Source organism: Paenibacillus durus ATCC 35681 (assembly GCF_000993825.1).
In the GTDB taxonomy this organism is placed as follows: Bacteria; Bacillota; Bacilli; order Paenibacillales; family Paenibacillaceae; genus Paenibacillus_AQ; species Paenibacillus_AQ durus_B.
In genome coordinates, this window is sequence record NZ_CP011114.1 from 1 (window position 1) to 18,421 (window position 18,421).

Consider the following 18,421-nt stretch of genomic DNA (forward strand, 5'->3'; position numbering starts at 1 on the left):
GAGTTCCAAAATGAAGAGAAGAAATTCTCGTCAGATGTTTCAAAATGAGCGAATCGCTCTTTCAATACTTTATTGGAGAGTTTGATCCTGGCTCAGGACGAACGCTGGCGGCGTGCCTAATACATGCAAGTCGAGCGGAGTTGTGATGGAGCTTGCTCCTAATCAACTTAGCGGCGGACGGGTGAGTAACACGTAGGCAACCTGCCCCTTGGACTGGGATAACTACCGGAAACGGTAGCTAATACCGGATAATTCCTCTTAGCTCCTGCTAGGAGGCTGAAAGGCGGAGCAATCTGTCACCAAGGGATGGGCCTGCGGCGCATTAGCTAGTTGGTGGGGTAACGGCTCACCAAGGCGACGATGCGTAGCCGACCTGAGGAGGGTGAACGGCCACACTGGGACTGAGACACGGCCCAGACTCCTACGGGAGGCAGCAGTAGGGAATCTTCCGCAATGGGCGAAAGCCTGACGGAGCAACGCCGCGTGAGTGATGAAGGTTTTCGGATCGTAAAGCTCTGTTGCCAGGGAAGAACGTCCTTAAGAGTAACTGCTTAAGGAGTGACGGTACCTGAGAAGAAAGCCCCGGCTAACTACGTGCCAGCAGCCGCGGTAATACGTAGGGGGCAAGCGTTGTCCGGAATTATTGGGCGTAAAGCGCGCGCAGGCGGCTGTTTAAGTCTGGTGTTTAAACCATGGGCTCAACCTGTGGTCGCACTGGAAACTGGACAGCTTGAGTGCAGAAGAGGAAAGTGGAATTCCACGTGTAGCGGTGAAATGCGTAGAGATGTGGAGGAACACCAGTGGCGAAGGCGACTTTCTGGGCTGTAACTGACGCTGAGGCGCGAAAGCGTGGGGAGCAAACAGGATTAGATACCCTGGTAGTCCACGCCGTAAACGATGAGTGCTAGGTGTTAGGGGTTTCGATACCCTTGGTGCCGAAGTTAACACAGTAAGCACTCCGCCTGGGGAGTACGGTCGCAAGACTGAAACTCAAAGGAATTGACGGGGACCCGCACAAGCAGTGGAGTATGTGGTTTAATTCGAAGCAACGCGAAGAACCTTACCAGGTCTTGACATCCCTCTGAATACGTTAGAGATAGCGTAGGCCTTCGGGACAGAGGAGACAGGTGGTGCATGGTTGTCGTCAGCTCGTGTCGTGAGATGTTGGGTTAAGTCCCGCAACGAGCGCAACCCTTGACTTTAGTTGCCAGCAGGTGGTGCTGGGCACTCTAGAGTGACTGCCGGTGACAAACCGGAGGAAGGTGGGGATGACGTCAAATCATCATGCCCCTTATGACCTGGGCTACACACGTACTACAATGGCCGGTACAACGGGAAGCGAAGCCGCGAGGCGGAGCCAATCTTATAAAGCCGGTCTCAGTTCGGATTGCAGGCTGCAACTCGCCTGCATGAAGTCGGAATTGCTAGTAATCGCGGATCAGCATGCCGCGGTGAATACGTTCCCGGGTCTTGTACACACCGCCCGTCACACCACGAGAGTTTACAACACCCGAAGTCGGTGGGGTAACCCGTAAGGGAGCCAGCCGCCGAAGGTGGGGTAGATGATTGGGGTGAAGTCGTAACAAGGTAGCCGTATCGGAAGGTGCGGCTGGATCACCTCCTTTCTATGGAGAATCGTTTCCCGCAGCGGAAACATTCAAATACGGAAGCTTGACTTCCGGCAACACTCACTCGTTGCTCAGTTTTGAGAGTTCAACCTCTCAAAAGCAAGAACCTTGATCCTTGAAAACTGGATACCGAAACGAAAATTGCGTTTTAGAACATCTTTTAGCTGAAACTTGTGTCCAAACAAGTGAAGTAAGAGTGCTTAGTTGGTTAAGCTACTAAGAGCACACGGAGGATGCCTAGGCGCCAGGAGCCGACGAAGGACGTGGCGAACAACGAAAAAGCCTCGGGGAGCTGTAAGCAAGCTTTGATCCGGGGGTGTCCGAATGGGGAAACCCGGCTGTGGTAATGCACAGTCACTTCCATCTGAATACATAGGATGGATAGAGGCAGACCAGGGGAACTGAAACATCTAAGTACCCTGAGGAAGAGAAAACAAGAGTGATTCCGTCAGTAGCGGCGAGCGAACGCGGAACAGCCTAAACCGAAGAGCTTGCTCTTCGGGGTTGTGGGACGTCTTACATGGAGTTACAAAGGAATAGGGTAAACGAAGAGGTCTGGAAAGGCCCGCCAAAGAAGGTAACAGCCCTGTAATTGAAATTCGATTCCCTCCAAGACGGATCCCGAGTAGTGCGGGGCACGTGAAACCCCGTATGAATCCGGCAGGACCATCTGCCAAGGCTAAATACTCCCTGGCGACCGATAGTGAAACAGTACCGTGAGGGAAAGGTGAAAAGCACCCCGGAAGGGGAGTGAAACAGTGCCTGAAACCGTGTGCTTACAAGAAGTCAGAGCCCATTTTAGGGGTGATGGCGTGCCTTTTGTAGAATGAACCGGCGAGTTACGTTTAACGTGCAAGGTTAAGGCGAGGAGCCGGAGCCGCAGCGAAAGCGAGTCTGAATAGGGCGCTTAAGTACGTGGGCGTAGACCCGAAACCGGGTGATCTACCCCTGTCCAGGGTGAAGGTGCGGTAACACGCACTGGAGGCCCGAACCCACGAACGTTGAAAAGTTCGGGGATGAGGTGGGGGTAGCGGAGAAATTCCAATCGAACTCGGAGATAGCTGGTTCTCCCCGAAATAGCTTTAGGGCTAGCCTCGGTGAATGAGAGTAATGGAGGTAGAGCACTGATTGGGTGCGGGGCCCGCAAGGGTTACCAAGCTCAGTCAAACTCCGAATGCCATCTACTTGTCGCCGGGAGTCAGACAGTGAGTGCTAAGATCCATTGTCAAAAGGGAAACAGCCCAGACCATCAGCTAAGGTCCCCAAGTGTGTGTTAAGTGGGAAAGGATGTGGAGTTGCACAGACAACCAGGATGTTGGCTTAGAAGCAGCCACCATTGAAAGAGTGCGTAATAGCTCACTGGTCGAGTGACTCTGCGCCGAAAATGTAACGGGGCTAAACACACCACCGAAGCTATGGCTTGATGCTTGCATCAGGGGTAGGGGAGCGTTGTGTATACATTGAAGGTTGACTGTAAGGACAGCTGGAGCGTACACAAGTGAGAATGCCGGTATGAGTAACGAAAAGATCAGTGAGAATCTGATCCGCCGAAAGCCCAAGGTTTCCTGAGGAAGGCTCGTCCGCTCAGGGTCAGTCGGGACCTAAGGCGAGGCCGACAGGCGTAGTCGAAGGACAACAGGTTGATATTCCTGTACCACCGTAATCCGTTATGAGCAATGGGGGGACGCAGGAGGGTAGTGACGCGGACTGATGGATGTCCGTCCAAGCAGTGAGGCTGATGCGTAGGCAAATCCGCGCATCGCAAGGCCAGGCTGTGATGGGGAGCGAAAATTGCAGTAGCGAAGGTCATGATCTCACACTGCCAAGAAAAGCCTCTAGCCAGGAGAAGGTGCCCGTACCGCAAACCGACACAGGTAGGCGAGAAGAGAATTCTAAGGCGCGCGGAAGAACTCTCGTTAAGGAACTCGGCAAAATGACCCCGTAACTTCGGGAGAAGGGGTGCCTCGGTAGGGTGAATAGCCCGAGGGGGCCGCAGTGAAAAGGCCCAAGCGACTGTTTAGCAAAAACACAGGTCTGTGCGAAGCCGCAAGGCGAAGTATACGGGCTGACGCCTGCCCGGTGCTGGAAGGTTAAGGGGAGCGGTTAGGGGTAACCCGAAGCTGTGAACCGAAGCCCCAGTAAACGGCGGCCGTAACTATAACGGTCCTAAGGTAGCGAAATTCCTTGTCAGGTAAATTCTGACCCGCACGAATGGCGTAACGACTTGGGCGCTGTCTCAACGAGAGATCCGGTGAAATTTTAATACCTGTGAAGATGCAGGTTACCCGCGACAAGACGGAAAGACCCCATGGAGCTTTACTGCAGCTTGATATTGAACTTGGGTACGATCTGTACAGGATAGGTGGGAGCCTTGGAAGCCGGAGCGCCAGCTTCGGTGGAGGCGCCGTTGGGATACCACCCTGATCGTATCTAGGTTCTAACCTGGTACCCTAAGCGGGTACGGGGACCGTGTCAGGCGGGCAGTTTGACTGGGGCGGTCGCCTCCTAAAGCGTAACGGAGGCGTCCCAAGGTTCCCTCAGAATGGTTGGAAATCATTCGAAGAGTGCAAAGGCAGAAGGGAGCTTGACTGCGAGACCTACAAGTCGAGCAGGGACGAAAGTCGGGCTTAGTGATCCGGTGGTACCGCATGGAAGGGCCATCGCTCAACGGATAAAAGCTACCCTGGGGATAACAGGCTTATCTCCCCCAAGAGTCCACATCGACGGGGAGGTTTGGCACCTCGATGTCGGCTCATCGCATCCTGGGGCTGAAGTAGGTCCCAAGGGTTGGGCTGTTCGCCCATTAAAGCGGTACGCGAGCTGGGTTCAGAACGTCGTGAGACAGTTCGGTCCCTATCTGTCGTGGGCGTAGGAAATTTGAGAGGAGCTGTCCTTAGTACGAGAGGACCGGGATGGACGTACCGCTGGTGCACCAGTTGTTCCGCCAGGAGCATGGCTGGGTAGCTACGTACGGACGGGATAAGCGCTGAAAGCATCTAAGCGTGAAGCCCCCCTCAAGATGAGATTTCCCAGTATGTAAGACCCCTTGAAGACGACGAGGTAGATAGGTTGGAGGTGGAAGCACGGCAACGTGTGGAGCTGACCAATACTAATCGGTCGAGGGCTTATCCAAATTCACCCCAAAAAGTGAAGCGGAGGCTTCGAAGAGTATGCCGAATACTTTTCGGGGACCCCGGGCACAGGGGGAAACGCAATGTTTCGTTTCGATCCAGTTTTCAGGCGATTGAGGCCTGCCGTTTGGTGGCGATGGCGGAGGGGTTCCACGCGTACCCATCCCGAACACGACCGTTAAGCCCTCCAGCGCCGATGGTACTTGGACCGAAGGGTCCTGGGAGAGTAGGACGTTGCCAAGCACATGAACCACTGCTGATACTTTAGCAGTGGTTTTTTGCGTTTGCTCTCAAATACACGAATACATTCGAAAGAACGTACCCGGCGTGTGACCGAGAATTGAATGCAAGTTTGGATATCCTCGCTATAGGAAGCCGTTGATAGCGAATGAGTTGGTTATTATGGTATCAACTGAAGCAAGCGAAGCTGATACATATGCGGTCAGCGGGAGGATCAAATCTATTTTGGGGCTTGTCTGGAGCAGGAAGGAATTTAGCATACCGTCGATCTGTTTTGTAGTTTATGGGACCTGACATTGTTTTCTTTGTTATAATAGTTCAAGACGGAAAGGAGCAAGCTATGAAAGCATTGATATTAGCGGAGAAGCCGTCAGTAGCGCGCGAGATTGCGCGGGTGATGGGCTGCCGCGAGAAGCAGAAGAGCTATATGGAAGGACCGGAGTATATTGTGACCTGGGCGCTTGGCCATCTGGTGGGTCTGGCGGAGCCTGAGGATTATGATCATAAATTTGCGACATGGGCGTTGGAGGATCTACCGATTTTGCCGGATCGGATGAAGCTGAAGGTACTGCGGGAAACGGGCGGACAGTTCAAGACGGTTCAACATTTGATGAAGCGCCAGGATGTCGGCGAGCTTATTATCGCGACCGACGCGGCGCGGGAAGGGGAACTGCTGGCGCGGTGGATCATGACCATGGCTCAGTGGAAAAAGCCGTTCCGGCGCCTTTGGATCTCTTCCCAGACGGATAAGGCGATTAAGGAAGGCTTTGCGTCCCTTAAGCCGGGCCGGGAGTTCGACCGGCTGTACGAGTCGGCGCGCTGCCGCGCCGAGGCCGACTGGATGGTCGGCCTAAATGTAACTCGGGCGCTGACCACCAAGTTCGGCGCGCCGCTCTCGGCAGGCCGCGTACAGACGCCGACGCTCGGCATGATCATGGACCGGGAACGGGAAATTATGAATTTCCGGTCGCAGGAATTTGATACGCTGACGGCGGACTTCGGAAATTTCCAGGCGCAGTGGAGAGCAAGCGGTGGAGACGGCCGGATTTTTGATAAGGAAAAGAGCACCACACTTGCAAAAAGGCTCGAAGGACGGAGCGGTACGCTGGTTAAGGTCCAAAAGAGCGAGAAGAGCGAGCCGCATCCGCTCGCTTATGATTTGACGGAGCTGCAGCGGGATGCGAACCGCAAGTTCGGGTTTTCGGCGAAGCAGACGTCGAGCGTGCTTCAGCGGCTGTATGAGCAGCATAAGCTGGTCACGTATCCCCGTACGGACAGCCGGTATTTGACGGCGGATATGACGGGGACGCTGAAGGAGCGTCTGGATAGCGTCGCGGTCGGTCCCTATGCGACGCTCGCCCGTCCGTTGCTGCGCAAGCAACTGAACATTACGAAGCGGATTGTCGACGATAGCAAGGTAAGCGATCATCATGCGATTATCCCGACGGAGCAGACAGTGCTGCTAAATCAGCTCAGCGCGGAGGAGCGAAAGCTGTATGATCTGATCGTACGCCGGTTCATCAGCCTGTTCTATCCCCCTGCCCGTTACGATGCGGTAGCCGTGACGGTTACGGTAGACGGGGAGACCTTTACGGCGAAGGGAACGACCGTTAGGGACGCCGGCTGGCGGGAGGTCTACGGCGGCGATCTTAGCGCGGACGAAGATGAGGAGTCCGAGTACGGAGGAGACGAGGCGGAGGGCCGCGGGGTGACGCTGCCGGAGCTGTGGCAGGGTGATACGGTATCCATCCGCCGCTGTATGCTGCGCGGAAGACGGACGCAACCGCCGGGACGCTACAGCGAGGCGGCGCTGCTGACGCAGATGGAGAAGCACGGCCTTGGCACACCGGCGACCCGCGCCGACATTATCGAGAAGCTCGTATCGTCGGATACGATCGAGCGGCAGGGCAATGTCCTGCATCCGACCGGCAAGGGCAAGCAGCTGATCGAGCTGGTCTCCCCGCAGCTGCGTACTCCGGATTTGACGGCCCGCTGGGAGGCCGAGCTGGAGCGAATCGCCCGCGGCCAAGGGAAGCCGGAGCCATTTCTCAAGGGTATACGCGGCATGGCAAAGGAACTCGTCGCAGAGGTGAAGAACAGCGGCGCCGAATATAAGCCGCATAATGTCTCGAGCAGCCACTGCCCGCAGTGCGGCACGCGGCTGCTGGAGAAGAAGTCGAAGCGCGGCAAGCTCCTCGTCTGTCCGGCGGAGGACTGCGGCTACACCCGCGCCGGAGAGAAGCGGCTGTCGAACCGCCGCTGCCCGCAGTGCCACAAGAAAATGGAACTGAAAGAAGGCAAGGCCGGACTATTCGTGCAGTGTCTTGGTTGCGGCATTACGGAGACGGTGAACAAGGATAGCAAGCATATGAACAAACGCGAGCAGCAGAAGCTGGTGCAGCAGTACAGCAAGCCGGAAAGCTTAGGCACTAATCTGGGGGATTTGCTGAAAGCCGCAATGGAAGGTAATAAGGACGGGAAATAACGAGGCTGATCAACGGCTAAGAACCCGGGCGAGAGTGGAAAGTGAAGCATAAAAACAAGAAGAGGCCAAGAATGGGAAGCCGTTCATGGCCTCTTTGCGCTGCGGGGGTACCGGAGCTTTAACTTTCAGGTAAAGCGCGTGGTTGTGGAAGAAGTATCCATTCCCGTCTTAAGGAGGGCTTATTCCAAATGCTCCAACACGATTTTTCCTATGGTCCGGCCCGTGTGCTCTTGCTCAGAAGCCGCGTAAGATTAAGCGGTTTATATGTCCTCCATCTCCCAAATTTTTTTGTGTGCCAACAGAAGAAATGTCCTATAATTAATTTAAATATTCAGCTGCAAAATGATAAGTACATACATAAATGTATGTAGTATCTATATTGATACCTAGGGAGGATTTGTATGCGGAACCGTAAAGTTGGATATGGCGAATGTCCGAATAACTTGGGCTGTCCGGTAGAATATACGCTGGATGTGATCGGGGGCAAATGGAAGGGGGTTCTGCTGTATCACCTGATCGAAGGAACCAAGCGGTTTAACGAGTTCAGACGGATATGCCCCGCCATTACTCAAAGAATGCTGACCCTTCAGCTGAGAGAGTTGGAAGAGGACGGCGTGATCCATCGCGAAGTGTATCATCAGGTGCCGCCCAAGGTCGAATACTCGCTAACAGAGTTCGGCCGCACACTGGTTCCGATTATTCTGCTAATGCGCGATTGGGGCGAAGTGTATAAAAAAAGACCCGGCTCAAGCGGCGGACAGCTTCCTTCTACGAAGTAACCGTATTAGTAATCGAATCAGTTCCGGACGCAGCATCATTCGAGACATTTGCAAGGGCGAACACGTCCCAGTATAAATAAGGAAAAAGAGATGTCCGCGAATACAGCTGAAAGATTAAACGAGGGATTGGGTGATTCCAAGTGGCGTTAAGTCAAGCGAAAGTGTCAACACAGGCGGATGCGGCTCCGGCGGGCAGCCGAAGTGCCCGGTTTTTTTTTCTGGTCATTGTTTATTTATTCTGGTTCTCCTCCTATATTTATGTTCCGGTGCTTTCTCCTTACGTGGAGCATCTGGGCGCGTCCTACTTGATGGTAGGAATGGTGCTGGGTGTTTACGGCTTGATGCAGATTTTGTTCCGGATGCCCATCGGGATCGGCTCGGACTATCTTAACCGGAGACGGCCGTTCATATGGCTTGGGCTGATCGCAAGCGGTGCCAGCTGCCTGCTGTTTCTGCTGGGGCCTTATCCCGGCTGGGCGCTTGCAGGGCGCGCCGTATCTGGCATTGCGGCAAGTGCATGGGTCGTATACAGCGTAATGTACGCCGGGTATTTTCCAAAGGAAGAGGCCGGCAGGGCGATGGGAATGCTGCAGTTTACGATGGTAATCGCCCAACTGACCAGCATGATGCTCAGCGGTTACATGGTGGAGCATTGGGGCTGGAATGCCCCGTTCTGGGCCGGAGCCGCCGTCGCTGCGTTGGCGCTCCTGATCGGATTGCGTCTGCCTGAGAAGCATGAGGTGCGCGGAGAAACCGCGATTAAGCTCGGCGAGCTGGTGCCGGTCATACGGGAACCGGTGCTGGTAAAAGTGTCCCTGCTGTCGGTGCTGGCCCACTGCGTGCTGTTCATTACCATGTTCGGATACACGCCCAATCAGGCGCTGAATCTCGGAGCCGATAAAGAAAGCTTGGGCTGGCTCACGCTGGCGTTCATGCTGCCCCACGCGGCGGCGACACTGTACGGGGCGCGGGTGTTTGGAAGATGGCTGGGCGACCGCGGCACGCTCGTGCTCGGCTTTGCCGGAAGCGCATTGTTTACGCTGCTCATTCCGGCGATGCCGAGCTTCGGGGCGCTGTGCGCCACCCAGATCGGGAACGGGTTTATGCAGGGGCTAATCTTCCCGCTGCTGCTCGGCAAGTCGGTGTCGGATATCCATCCGCATAAGCGGGCGACGGCGATGGGATTCTATCAGGCGGTGTATGCGCTGGGAATGTCGGGCGGTCCTTTTGTCGCGGGTTGGATGAGCGCGGTGTATGGATTGAGGGGAGGATTTTGGCTAGGAGGGATTGCTGCTGGCTTCGCTGCGCTGCTCTCTTTCATTTGGCTTAGGGAAAAAGATAGGGCAAGCGTCAAAATAAGCGCCTGAGTCCGGCTGTGAATGAAGAGCGGCGCTTGTCCGTCTGCAAGGGGAGATAGCGCAAGGAATGACGGGAAAACAGGCGTTCAGAGGCGCGAGCCTAGTTGGTTTTTTGCCTGAAAGAAGAATATAATAAGAGTATAGGACGGCAGGGGAAGGGAGCCTGGAATGGTCAAGCTTGTGACGTTGTGGTTTGCGGCCATCAATATTATCGGTTATATGGTCATGTCGGAGGACAAGGATAAAGCCCGAAACAGGCGGGATCGGGTGCCCGAGAAAACGCTGTTTCTGCTGGCGGCGATTGGCGGGGCTCTCGGCGTGCTTACGGCGATGTACCGCAGACGCCACAAGACGCGGCATCTATCCTTTGTAATCGGCATTCCGCTGCTGCTGCTCCTGAACGTCCTGATATACAGTTATTTTTTGCAGTAACTATTTCATCGGCAGGTCAAAACAAAAAAAGAGCCATTCCTGTAATGAATTAAATTGAGGTTTGAACAAAAAAAGCGCCTCCTGTATGCTGGGTCTCGAATGCGATCACATTCATGCCCGAATTAAAAGGAGGACGCTCACTATGAAGTATAAACAATCGAAGAAACAGAATCAACGAATCACCCGAATTTCCGAAAGTACTCTTGTGGTCGGCGCAGATATCGCCAAAGAAACCCATGTGTCCCGCGCTATCGATTTTCGCGGGATTGAACTGGGGAAGGATTGTGTGTTCTCCAATACCCGTACCGGGCTAGAGCAACTGGTTCAGTGGATGAAGGGGCTTCAGCGGGAGCATGCCAAGACGGACGTCATCTTCGGCATTGAGCCCACCGGACACTACTGGTTTACGCTGGCGGAATATTTAGGGCGGCAGGGTATTCCTTTGGTCATTGTAAATCCCCATCACGTACACCAAAGCAAAGAACTGGAAGACAATTCACCCACGAAAAATGACTATAAAGATGCCAAGGTCATTGCCGATTTGGTGCGAAACGGGAAGTACAGCGAGCCTAAACTGCCGACGAGCGTTTATGCCGATCTGCGGATTCTCATGAATCTTCGGGAAAAGATCATGGTGAACTTCGGACAGGTGCAACACCGGGTTCAGAACTGGCTGGACCGCTTCTTTCCGGAGTACACGCAGGTATTTAAAGACTGGGAAGGCAAGGCTTCACGCATTACGCTTGGTGAGTTTCCGACGCCAGGCGAAATCGTAGAGATGGGCACAGAGGCCATTGTACAGCGGTGGAAGAAAGACTTGAAACGAGCCGTAGGAGCCAAACGAGCTCAGCACCTCATGGAAACGGCGAGAAGTTCCATCGGTCTGACCGAAGGACTTCCTGCAGCAAAAATCGAGCTCAAAACGCTTCTGGAGCAGTACGAAATGTTCGCCAGACAACTCGAAGAGATTCTGACCGAGGTGGAATGTCTACTCTCGCAAATCCCGGGAACGAAAGAGATGCTCACCGTACCGGGCGTGGCTGTGGTTACCTTGGCGGGGTTCCTGGCGGAAGTCGGGGATCTGAGCGGTTACGAGCATGGACAGCAGATTATTCGGCTGGCCGGACTGAACCTCAAAGAGAACAGTTCAGGAAAGAAAAAAGGCAAATCCAGCATTACCAAACGTGGACGCGCAAGGCTAAGGGCCTTGCTATTTCGGGCAGTGATGCCCATGGTAGCAAAGAACGCCGAGTTTAAGGCGCTGCACCAGTACTTTACCAAACGAAGTCAGAATCCACTGAAGAAAAAGCAATCCATTGTGGCGTTGTGTGGGAAACTCATACGTGTCCTGCATACGCTGGGCACCAAGCAAATTCCGTACGATGCAAACGACGTTTTAGGGCCGGTACGTCAGGCCCAGATCCAGATGGCAGCTTAAGAAAAACCGAAATCACGTTTCTCACCGGACTGAAAGGACCAAAGACAATGGAAGCACGGAGCAGCCGTAGGTTTTTCACCATAAGGGCAACGACCCTGTAAAGGAGCAAGAAACGGCGTCCACCTTTTGAGAGGCAGAACGAAGGAATGTAAGGGCAAAGACCCCGCGTGACATGGGAGGGTAAGCCGTCAAGAGTAGGATGTGGATATCCAAGGTGCGATCATAGAAAATATCCATGGGCTGGGGACAACTTCCCCCAATCTCTATTCCCGCCATCGGCTTCACCAGAAAATAATGTCATCCTTACATGACTTCTCCATCTCTCCAATTGTCAAAGGTTGAAAACCTAAGAACGAGTGAGTAAACAAGAGAAAATATTAATTTATAGTGGGAGGTGACGCACATGTTATTCTCTAAAATCTTGCTCGCCTATGACGGCTCGAAAGCAGCCAACAAAGCGTTGGATCGTGCGGTCGAGTTAGCCAAGGTAACGCCGGGGTCCTCCCTGCATGTCGTACACGCATTTGAATTTCCGCGGTTTTTTATCGGGGAAGCTCTCGCGCCTCTGCCGGCTTCGGTTAACAAAGATTACTATGATTTGGCGGTGCAGACGACGGAAGAAGTGAAGAAACGGCTTGAAACGGAAGGGCTTAATGCAAAAGTTGAGCTGCTGCAAGGCTCGCCTGCGGAGACCATTCTGAAATACGCCAAGGATAACGCCGCAGACGTTATCGTAATCGGCAGCAGAGGGCTTGGCGGCATTCGCGAATTCGTGCTCGGCAGCGTCAGCCATAACGTGGTGCAAAGTGCGAAGATTCCGGTGCTGGTCGTAAAATAATAGCTTTGGTGACAAGGAACGCTTCGGCGTTCCTTTTTTAATAATTGCGTGCCCAGATAAGCACGCATCTTCTAGCCGGTGAAAGTCCGGTCACGGGAGGGACCAAGCCCCCGTGTAGCTAGGATACCTGCGTATGGCGAAATCTGTGCGTAGAAGCGTATCGACGAAAGTACTTGTCAGAGACAAGGCGAGCAACATACCAGGCCGTAACATAAAGTGAATCCTGCCGCGTCGTCAAAAAGGCCTCGCAAGAGGGACAAGAGGAAGCCGAGTCTCGGATCATTGGACGAAGGCCACGGAAGCTGTCTAGAACTTGGAGCGACAGCGAAGAATCCTCCGGCGTATGGGGAGCGGCATGGTCTGAAAGAGGATGCAGTGAACTGGGGATACCCTCCCCTGCACGGGAGTTTTTTTTCTACGTCTGCCCGTTTCACTAACCAATCAACGGTAAAGTCCTTCCTACCGGGTAATAAAGGGTAAGGAAGGAGGGGCTTCTTATGCCTTCAATCAAAAACCGAATTGTTCCTGAGCAAAAAGTATATTTCCACAGCGAGCTGCGACACTGTCCCCATTGCGGGACTAAACTGAAGCGGCATCATACCGCTTGGCATAAAAATGTAAATACATTGTCCGGAATCATTGAGGTTTGGAGCATGGCATACTCGTGCCCGGGGCCTAACTGCCCCTACCCTAAAGCGTATTATCGTTCAGCCCAAGCTGATGCTTTAGTTATGAAACACACGTCTTATGGCTTCGATGTGCTTGCGCTCGTTGGCGAGCTTCGCTTCAAGCACCACTACACCCTTGCGGAACTAAACGAGGAATTGAACCAACGAGGTGTCGTGACCTCTGAGCGCAATTGTATGCGGCTGTACGAACGCTATCTCACCTTGCTCCGTGCTTCGGTGACCGACCATCTTCGCGAGAAGTTGGCAGATGTCGTACGGGAATATGGCGGTCTGCTTCTTTCCATGGATGGAGTTCAACCCGAAAAGGGAAACGAGACGCTGTACGTGGTGCGGGAAGGATTTAGCGGCAGCATTTTGGCAGCTAAAAACTTGAAAAGCGGCAGCGCGGAAGAATTGAAGCGTCTACTCGAACCGGTGGAACAGTTAGGCTTTCCCGTCATTGGACTCCTCAGCGATGGCCAACATTCGATCCGTCTGGCGATGTCCGGGCTGTGGCCGGACATCCCGTACCAGTACTGTCAGTACCACTACCTAAAGGACATTGCCAAACCTGTCATGGAGCTTGACCGAAAACTCAAGACAGGCATTAAGAAAAACTTGCGCGGTATCCGTGAATTGGAAAAACAAGTGCAGTGCGAATCCTCCGACGAAGCCGAGATTACCAAGGAATACCTGGCGGCCGTACGCTCCATTTTGCTGGAAGATGGCAATCCGCCTCTGGATCTTCCCGGTATCCGGGTTTACGAAGGGGCAAAGGCGATCCAGAAATCACTGAAACGCTGCTCTAAAAAAGGGGGCTCCGATTCAACGGGAAGCTGCTGAAGCTTTTTGAGAAGCTCGAGACCTTCCATCCTCAATATGAGGCGGTGAAGCGCTGGCTTCGTCCTCTCGAGGATGCCGCCCATATTCTAAATCCCAAACCGGGACAAACCGCTGCCTCCGTCCGTCTGCAGATGCAATGGCTAAGAGACGAACTGGAGAATACGTATACTCGCGAAGAGGATGTGATTATGGTTACCAATTTCCGGCGATATACAGAGGGGTTTTGGGAGGGCCTCTTTGCGTGTTATGACACCTCTTATCTGCCCCGAACCAACAATGACCATGAACGATATTTTCGTCAGACCAAGACACGTCACCGTCGAATGACGGGGCTGCGTAGTTGGAACCGTTACATTTGGCGCAATGGAGAATTTATTGTCTGGGTGGATGATGCCCTGGACCAAGCCGACCTTTTAAGTCGACTCCGACATGTAGAATATGCCTCCTACCGCCAAGAACGGAGTCAGTGGGAATCCCGTCTGTTGGAAGGTGTACAACGACTCCGCTTTCGTCGAAACCCGAATTTGTACTTGGCTCGCCTTGAACAACGGGTTTGTTTGCTAAACGGGCAGTCGTAGTTTTTTTTTGAAACACCGTAAAGAGACGCTCTATAAGCTCAACAGGTGAAGTGAGTGGTCTGCAGGAAGGGAGTCCGAGGGGCTCATAGTACCGAAGAATCGCAGGACAACACAACCTGCGGGAGGGAAGGCGCCCTGCTTTGTTCAGGTTTCACAAGGAGGTACGAGTCAGTGAATGCCAGAGGGCTAATGACACCAAAAGAAAACGTTCAACAACTCCAAATGAAACTAGGTCATGCGGCCAAGGAAAACAAGAAACGCAGATTTCACGCGCTGTATGACAAGGTATACCGGATGGACATCTTGCGGGAAACATGGCGGAGAGTACGGGTCAACAAGGGAGCGGCAGGCGTGGACGGAGAGACGCTGGCGGACATTGAAATGTACGGTGAGCAGCTATTCCTGCACGAGTGTGAGCAGCCTTTGAAAGACGGCAAGTATCATCCTCAGCCAGTGCGGCGGCAGTACATCCCGAAGAAGGATGGCAAAATGAGGCCGCTTGGCATCCCCACTGTCCGGGATCGGGTCATACAAATGGCAGTGAAGCTGGTCATGGAACCCATCTTTGAAGCGGATTTTCAAGACTCCTCTTTTGGATTTCGACCGAAGCGGAGCGCCAAGCAGGCGCTGGAACGAATTCGGAAAGCCTGTAACCGGAAAGGCAATTGGGTGGTCGACGTCGACATCCAAGGCTACTTTGACAACATCAATCAGGAGAAGCTTATGAAGCTGGTAGAAATGCGAATCAGCGACAGACGTGTACTAAAACTGGTGAGGAAGTGGCTGAAGGCTGGGGTTATGGAAGAAGGAAGCGTCCGGCGCTCAGACCTTGGAACACCGCAAGGCGGAGTCATTTCGCCGCTTCTAGCGAATATCTACCTGAATTACTTCGACAACCTGTGGGAGCGTCACGGCAGCGGGATTGGAGAGCTTACCCGGTATGCGGACGACCTGGTCGTAGTGTGCAAGACGAAGAAGGAAGCGGACCGTGCGTACGCTCTCATTCAAGCGATCATGGTGCGACTGGACCTGACCTTGCACAGGGCGAAGACACGGGTTGTCGGACTATGGACTGGCGAGGAAGGATTCGACTTCCTGGGGCTGCACCACCGAAAGACAAAGGCAGAGACCTCGCAAGGGAAGGTGTACTATACGACCCAGCAGTGGCTAACCCGGAAAGCGGAAGAACGCATACGGGAAGTAGTAAAGGAGCGGTTGGCTCCGCCGGCCATGCGTCATAAGTCGCTTAACGATCATGTGGCATGGCTAAATCCGAAGATACAGGGGTGGCGCAACTACTACTACACGCCTTACAGCCAGCAGAAGCTTGCGAAACTGGATTGGTACATTCTCCAGCGACTTGCCCGGTGGTATGCCAAGAAACGCCAGCGCAACAGGTGGATGAGTTTAGTACGAGAAGTGAACATCTTAGCTCAAACGATGGGACTTAAAACGCTCTTGTGATCTGCATGCCCATGAATGACGAACATCGGAAAGCCGTATGAGGGAAAACCTCACGTACGGTTTGATGAGGAGGGGCTGAAAATTTCTTCAGGCCTTTACTCTAGATGAGGGTATGAAATTCGCGTTAGGGTTCTGTAGGACGAACGATTTATAAATTAATGATGATGTCCTCAAGTTTTCGCTTCGGCACATGGTGAACGCCTTGTCCGTCGCGCCAGTATTTAATATTCTGCGGCTCCGTTACTTCTTCCAGGACAACAACTTCCTTCGGTTTGCCAAGCGCAATAACCAGAATAAGCTCGTACCGCTCCGGAATATGAAGCGCCTCTACTAAAGCCTGTTTATTGCTGGCACCGAACATGCAGCCCCCCAGTCCCTTCTCGCAAGCGCCCAACAGGATGCTTTGACAAGCGATTCCATGGTCCCAGAAATGGTTAGCGCTTATCTCTTTGTCGCCCAGTACTACGATGTAAGCCGAAGGTCTCTCGCCCTCCTCCGGTCCGTCCCAATCTGTCAAATAACCCGCCCATCTCAGATGCGGAAAGATCAGGCTGTTCTTCTCTTCATCATGGGAAAGGATGTACTTCAGGGATTGCAAATTGCCTCCGCTGGAAGACAGACGCGCCAGGTCAATCAGTTCCTCCAAAGTTTCTCGCTCCATTTTAACATTCTCATAAAATCTTCTGTATGTTCGGTTTTTCTTGACAAGCTCTTTAATCACACTCGACTACCTCCATTTATCGGCTTCATGTTTAGCCTAAATAATCGGCGGCCTTCAGCCGTTCTTCTTCGTACAGTACATTTCATACCCTCAGCATTTCTATCAGTATACCATGTCTGACTCAAACTGGAATCCATTTCCTCAGAGAGCTTTTTAGATGCTTAATCCGCTCCTCAATAGAGATGCCTCGGCGGAATAAGCGAATCTCCCGCAGCAAAATAGGAAACAGCAGCACCGCTTGGGAGAAGCACCACCAAATGAATAGAGGAAAAGCCAGATTCTTTTCAATGCAAGCTATGAAAAAAATATTAACATTCGAAGTTGCTAAAGTGGCTGGCATAGAGTGGCTGCAACGGAGAAAAAGGTTAGAGTGTTATATTATATCACTTAATTTGTAGTGTTATATTGCGCGACTTCGACAAAACATTCTATGTAATGACACAATTATATTTAATTATACCTTGGTATAATAAAATATATATAAAGTGAGCTTGTTCGGCCGGGCGGTGTGCCCGTTGTAGACGATGCCGCTGTTCGCCTTCGTTGCGCCGCAGGCAATCTCATTATTTTTCTCAAGCACGGCGAGGCCAAGCTTATATTTGGACAGTTCTCTGGCAACCGCAGTTCCTACAATTCCGGCGCCTATGATGACGATATCGTACAAGGGTCCTTCAATCCTTTCCGTGAGCTAATCGGCTGCTTCCGCTTTGCCTTCGGATAAAATGGATTTCACCATATTTCCGAGGAGGACCACCGTTTCTTCCCCGCCCAGAACCGTACCGTCGAGGCTGATGATCCGGTCTACTTTGGCAAGCGCACAGAGCTCGGCTGCTGTAAGAAGGGTTCCCGGCTCTCCGGCCTTATGCTTATCTTTGAACGACCCGTCGTTGCCCCCAAGACGCAGTCCCGCTCTGGCTATCGCCCCGATTACACCTTGCCCCGTTCCGCCGTGTTCCGACAGGTGAATGCCAAGCTCCGACGCTAAAGTGTAAGCACTATTCTTGTCCAGCACCTCCCGTTTGGCTAGATAACCGTAGTCGATTAATCGCACAGGGTCTGCAAGCCGGTCCGGGACGACGACGCACAGGCCGGGATCAGCCTCCGGCTCGCTCTCCGTTTCCAAATGACGGGCGCTGAAATCAATGACAGCCTGAAGATACCGAGGATCAATATCCGCTTCAAAACACATGGAGCTGTTGTGTGATGTGTAAGGGATGTCCTTATGGAGCAGGAGCTGATGCCGGGTAATTCTGCTGGATGTGTCCCAGCCGTTCGACTTAATGGCGCGGGATATATTTTTTGCCAAATCGCCGGTTCCCTTTATTCCTTTAGTCGTAAAATGATCCGTATCGTCAATACTCACCAATATTCGCATAAGCTGCTCTCCTTTCATTAATTTATTAACATTAAAGATATATAAATATATTTAGATATATTTAGGTATCAGCAAACCCCTACCCCAGAAGGAGATAAGTTGCAAACGACACAATAATGTAAAAAATAATGCAAATACCCATGCAGATTTATAAAGGAAAATTTCATTAATTTATTTTGCGGATATGGACAAACTTCGGAGATAAGGAATTCATGCAAGGATGGAGAGGATTGTCAAAAAACGAACATTTGAACGAGACGGTATGATAATGTTCGTGTTTAAGTTGACATACGGTGTAGGGGGTTGTTAAACTGAAGGCATCAACAGCTCGTATAAATCCGGAAATAAGGTCCGGAAGTTTCTACCTGGGAACCGTAAATTTCCGGACTACGGGGAATTGATAGACATAAGGCGACATCGCTTGCGGGCTTGTCCGGAAGAAT

General features: G+C 52.6%; 11 protein-coding genes, 3 rRNA genes and 1 riboswitch. Of the genes, 11 read left to right on the top strand and 3 right to left on the bottom strand.

Annotation, left to right across the window (positions count from 1 at the left end):
* Positions 1-69: 69 nt before the first annotated feature.
* The 11 genes from VK70_RS00005 (at position 70) to ltrA (ending at position 15,882) form a co-directional block, all read left to right on the top strand.
* Positions 70-1,625: ribosomal RNA gene (locus VK70_RS00005) — 16S ribosomal RNA — on the top strand.
* Positions 1,626-1,834: 209 nt separating this feature from the next.
* A 23S ribosomal RNA gene (locus VK70_RS00010) occupies positions 1,835-4,761 on the top strand.
* Between the two features lie 124 nt (positions 4,762-4,885).
* A 5S ribosomal RNA gene (gene rrf, locus VK70_RS00015) occupies positions 4,886-5,002 on the top strand.
* The 16S, 23S and 5S rRNA genes sit together here, the layout of an rRNA operon.
* A 337-nt stretch (positions 5,003-5,339) precedes the next feature.
* On the top strand, positions 5,340-7,484 hold the full coding sequence (locus tag VK70_RS00020; RefSeq protein ID WP_046724002.1) for a DNA topoisomerase III: 2,145 nt from the start codon (positions 5,340-5,342) through the stop codon (positions 7,482-7,484).
* A gap of 401 nt (positions 7,485-7,885) precedes the next feature.
* On the top strand, positions 7,886-8,263 hold the full coding sequence (locus tag VK70_RS00030; RefSeq protein ID WP_025696967.1) for a winged helix-turn-helix transcriptional regulator: 378 nt from the start codon (positions 7,886-7,888) through the stop codon (positions 8,261-8,263).
* Positions 8,264-8,403: 140 nt separating this feature from the next.
* Positions 8,404-9,630: an MFS transporter gene (locus VK70_RS00035; protein WP_025696965.1), complete on the top strand. Its 1,227-nt coding sequence runs from the start codon at positions 8,404-8,406 to the stop codon at positions 9,628-9,630.
* Between the two features lie 159 nt (positions 9,631-9,789).
* Positions 9,790-10,053 (top strand): DUF1294 domain-containing protein, encoded by a 264-nt coding sequence (locus VK70_RS00040; protein ID WP_025696963.1) that lies wholly within the window; start codon positions 9,790-9,792, stop codon positions 10,051-10,053.
* A gap of 142 nt (positions 10,054-10,195) precedes the next feature.
* Positions 10,196-11,491 (top strand): IS110 family RNA-guided transposase, encoded by a 1,296-nt coding sequence (locus VK70_RS00045; RefSeq protein WP_025694359.1) that lies wholly within the window; start codon positions 10,196-10,198, stop codon positions 11,489-11,491.
* A gap of 403 nt (positions 11,492-11,894) precedes the next feature.
* Positions 11,895-12,329: a universal stress protein gene (locus VK70_RS00050; RefSeq protein ID WP_025689265.1), complete on the top strand. Its 435-nt coding sequence runs from the start codon at positions 11,895-11,897 to the stop codon at positions 12,327-12,329.
* A 731-nt stretch (positions 12,330-13,060) separates the two neighbouring features.
* Entirely contained in the window at positions 13,061-13,840 is a 780-nt protein-coding gene (locus VK70_RS00055) for a transposase (protein WP_025698584.1), read from the top strand.
* 749 nt (positions 13,841-14,589) lie between these two features.
* Positions 14,590-15,882 (top strand): group II intron reverse transcriptase/maturase, encoded by a 1,293-nt coding sequence (ltrA, locus tag VK70_RS00065; protein ID WP_046722584.1) that lies wholly within the window; start codon positions 14,590-14,592, stop codon positions 15,880-15,882.
* Between the two features lie 148 nt (positions 15,883-16,030).
* On the opposite strand, the gene VK70_RS00070 is transcribed toward ltrA, so the two are convergent.
* The 3 genes from VK70_RS00070 to VK70_RS00080 form a co-directional block, all read right to left on the bottom strand.
* Complete coding sequence (locus VK70_RS00070) at positions 16,031-16,603, bottom strand: nitroreductase family protein (protein ID WP_025695468.1); 573 nt, start codon at positions 16,601-16,603, stop codon at positions 16,031-16,033.
* Positions 16,604-17,057: 454 nt separating this feature from the next.
* Positions 17,058-17,267, bottom strand: coding sequence for an FAD-dependent oxidoreductase (locus tag VK70_RS00075; RefSeq protein WP_025695467.1), 210 nt, complete (start codon positions 17,265-17,267; stop codon positions 17,058-17,060).
* 24 nt (positions 17,268-17,291) lie between these two features.
* Positions 17,292-17,978, bottom strand: coding sequence for a hypothetical protein (locus VK70_RS00080; RefSeq protein ID WP_025695466.1), 687 nt, complete (start codon positions 17,976-17,978; stop codon positions 17,292-17,294).
* A gap of 308 nt (positions 17,979-18,286) precedes the next feature.
* Positions 18,287-18,388, top strand: a riboswitch (purine riboswitch).
* Positions 18,389-18,421: the final 33 nt, after the last annotated feature.

Bases quoted from the DNA above. Each gene is read 5' to 3' on its own strand.
- VK70_RS00020 (WP_046724002.1), top strand. From the start codon at position 5,340: ATGAAAGCATTGATATTAGCGGAGAAGCCGTCAGTAGCGCGCGAGATT.
- VK70_RS00050 (WP_025689265.1), top strand. From the start codon at position 11,895: ATGTTATTCTCTAAAATCTTGCTCGCCTATGACGGCTCGAAAGCAGCC.
- VK70_RS00080 (WP_025695466.1), bottom strand. From the start codon at position 17,978: ATGCGAATATTGGTGAGTATTGACGATACGGATCATTTTACGACTAAA.
- VK70_RS00040 (WP_025696963.1), top strand. From the start codon at position 9,790: ATGGTCAAGCTTGTGACGTTGTGGTTTGCGGCCATCAATATTATCGGT.
- VK70_RS00055 (WP_025698584.1), top strand. From the start codon at position 13,061: ATGAAACACACGTCTTATGGCTTCGATGTGCTTGCGCTCGTTGGCGAG.
- VK70_RS00030 (WP_025696967.1), top strand. From the start codon at position 7,886: ATGCGGAACCGTAAAGTTGGATATGGCGAATGTCCGAATAACTTGGGC.
- VK70_RS00045 (WP_025694359.1), top strand. From the start codon at position 10,196: ATGAAGTATAAACAATCGAAGAAACAGAATCAACGAATCACCCGAATT.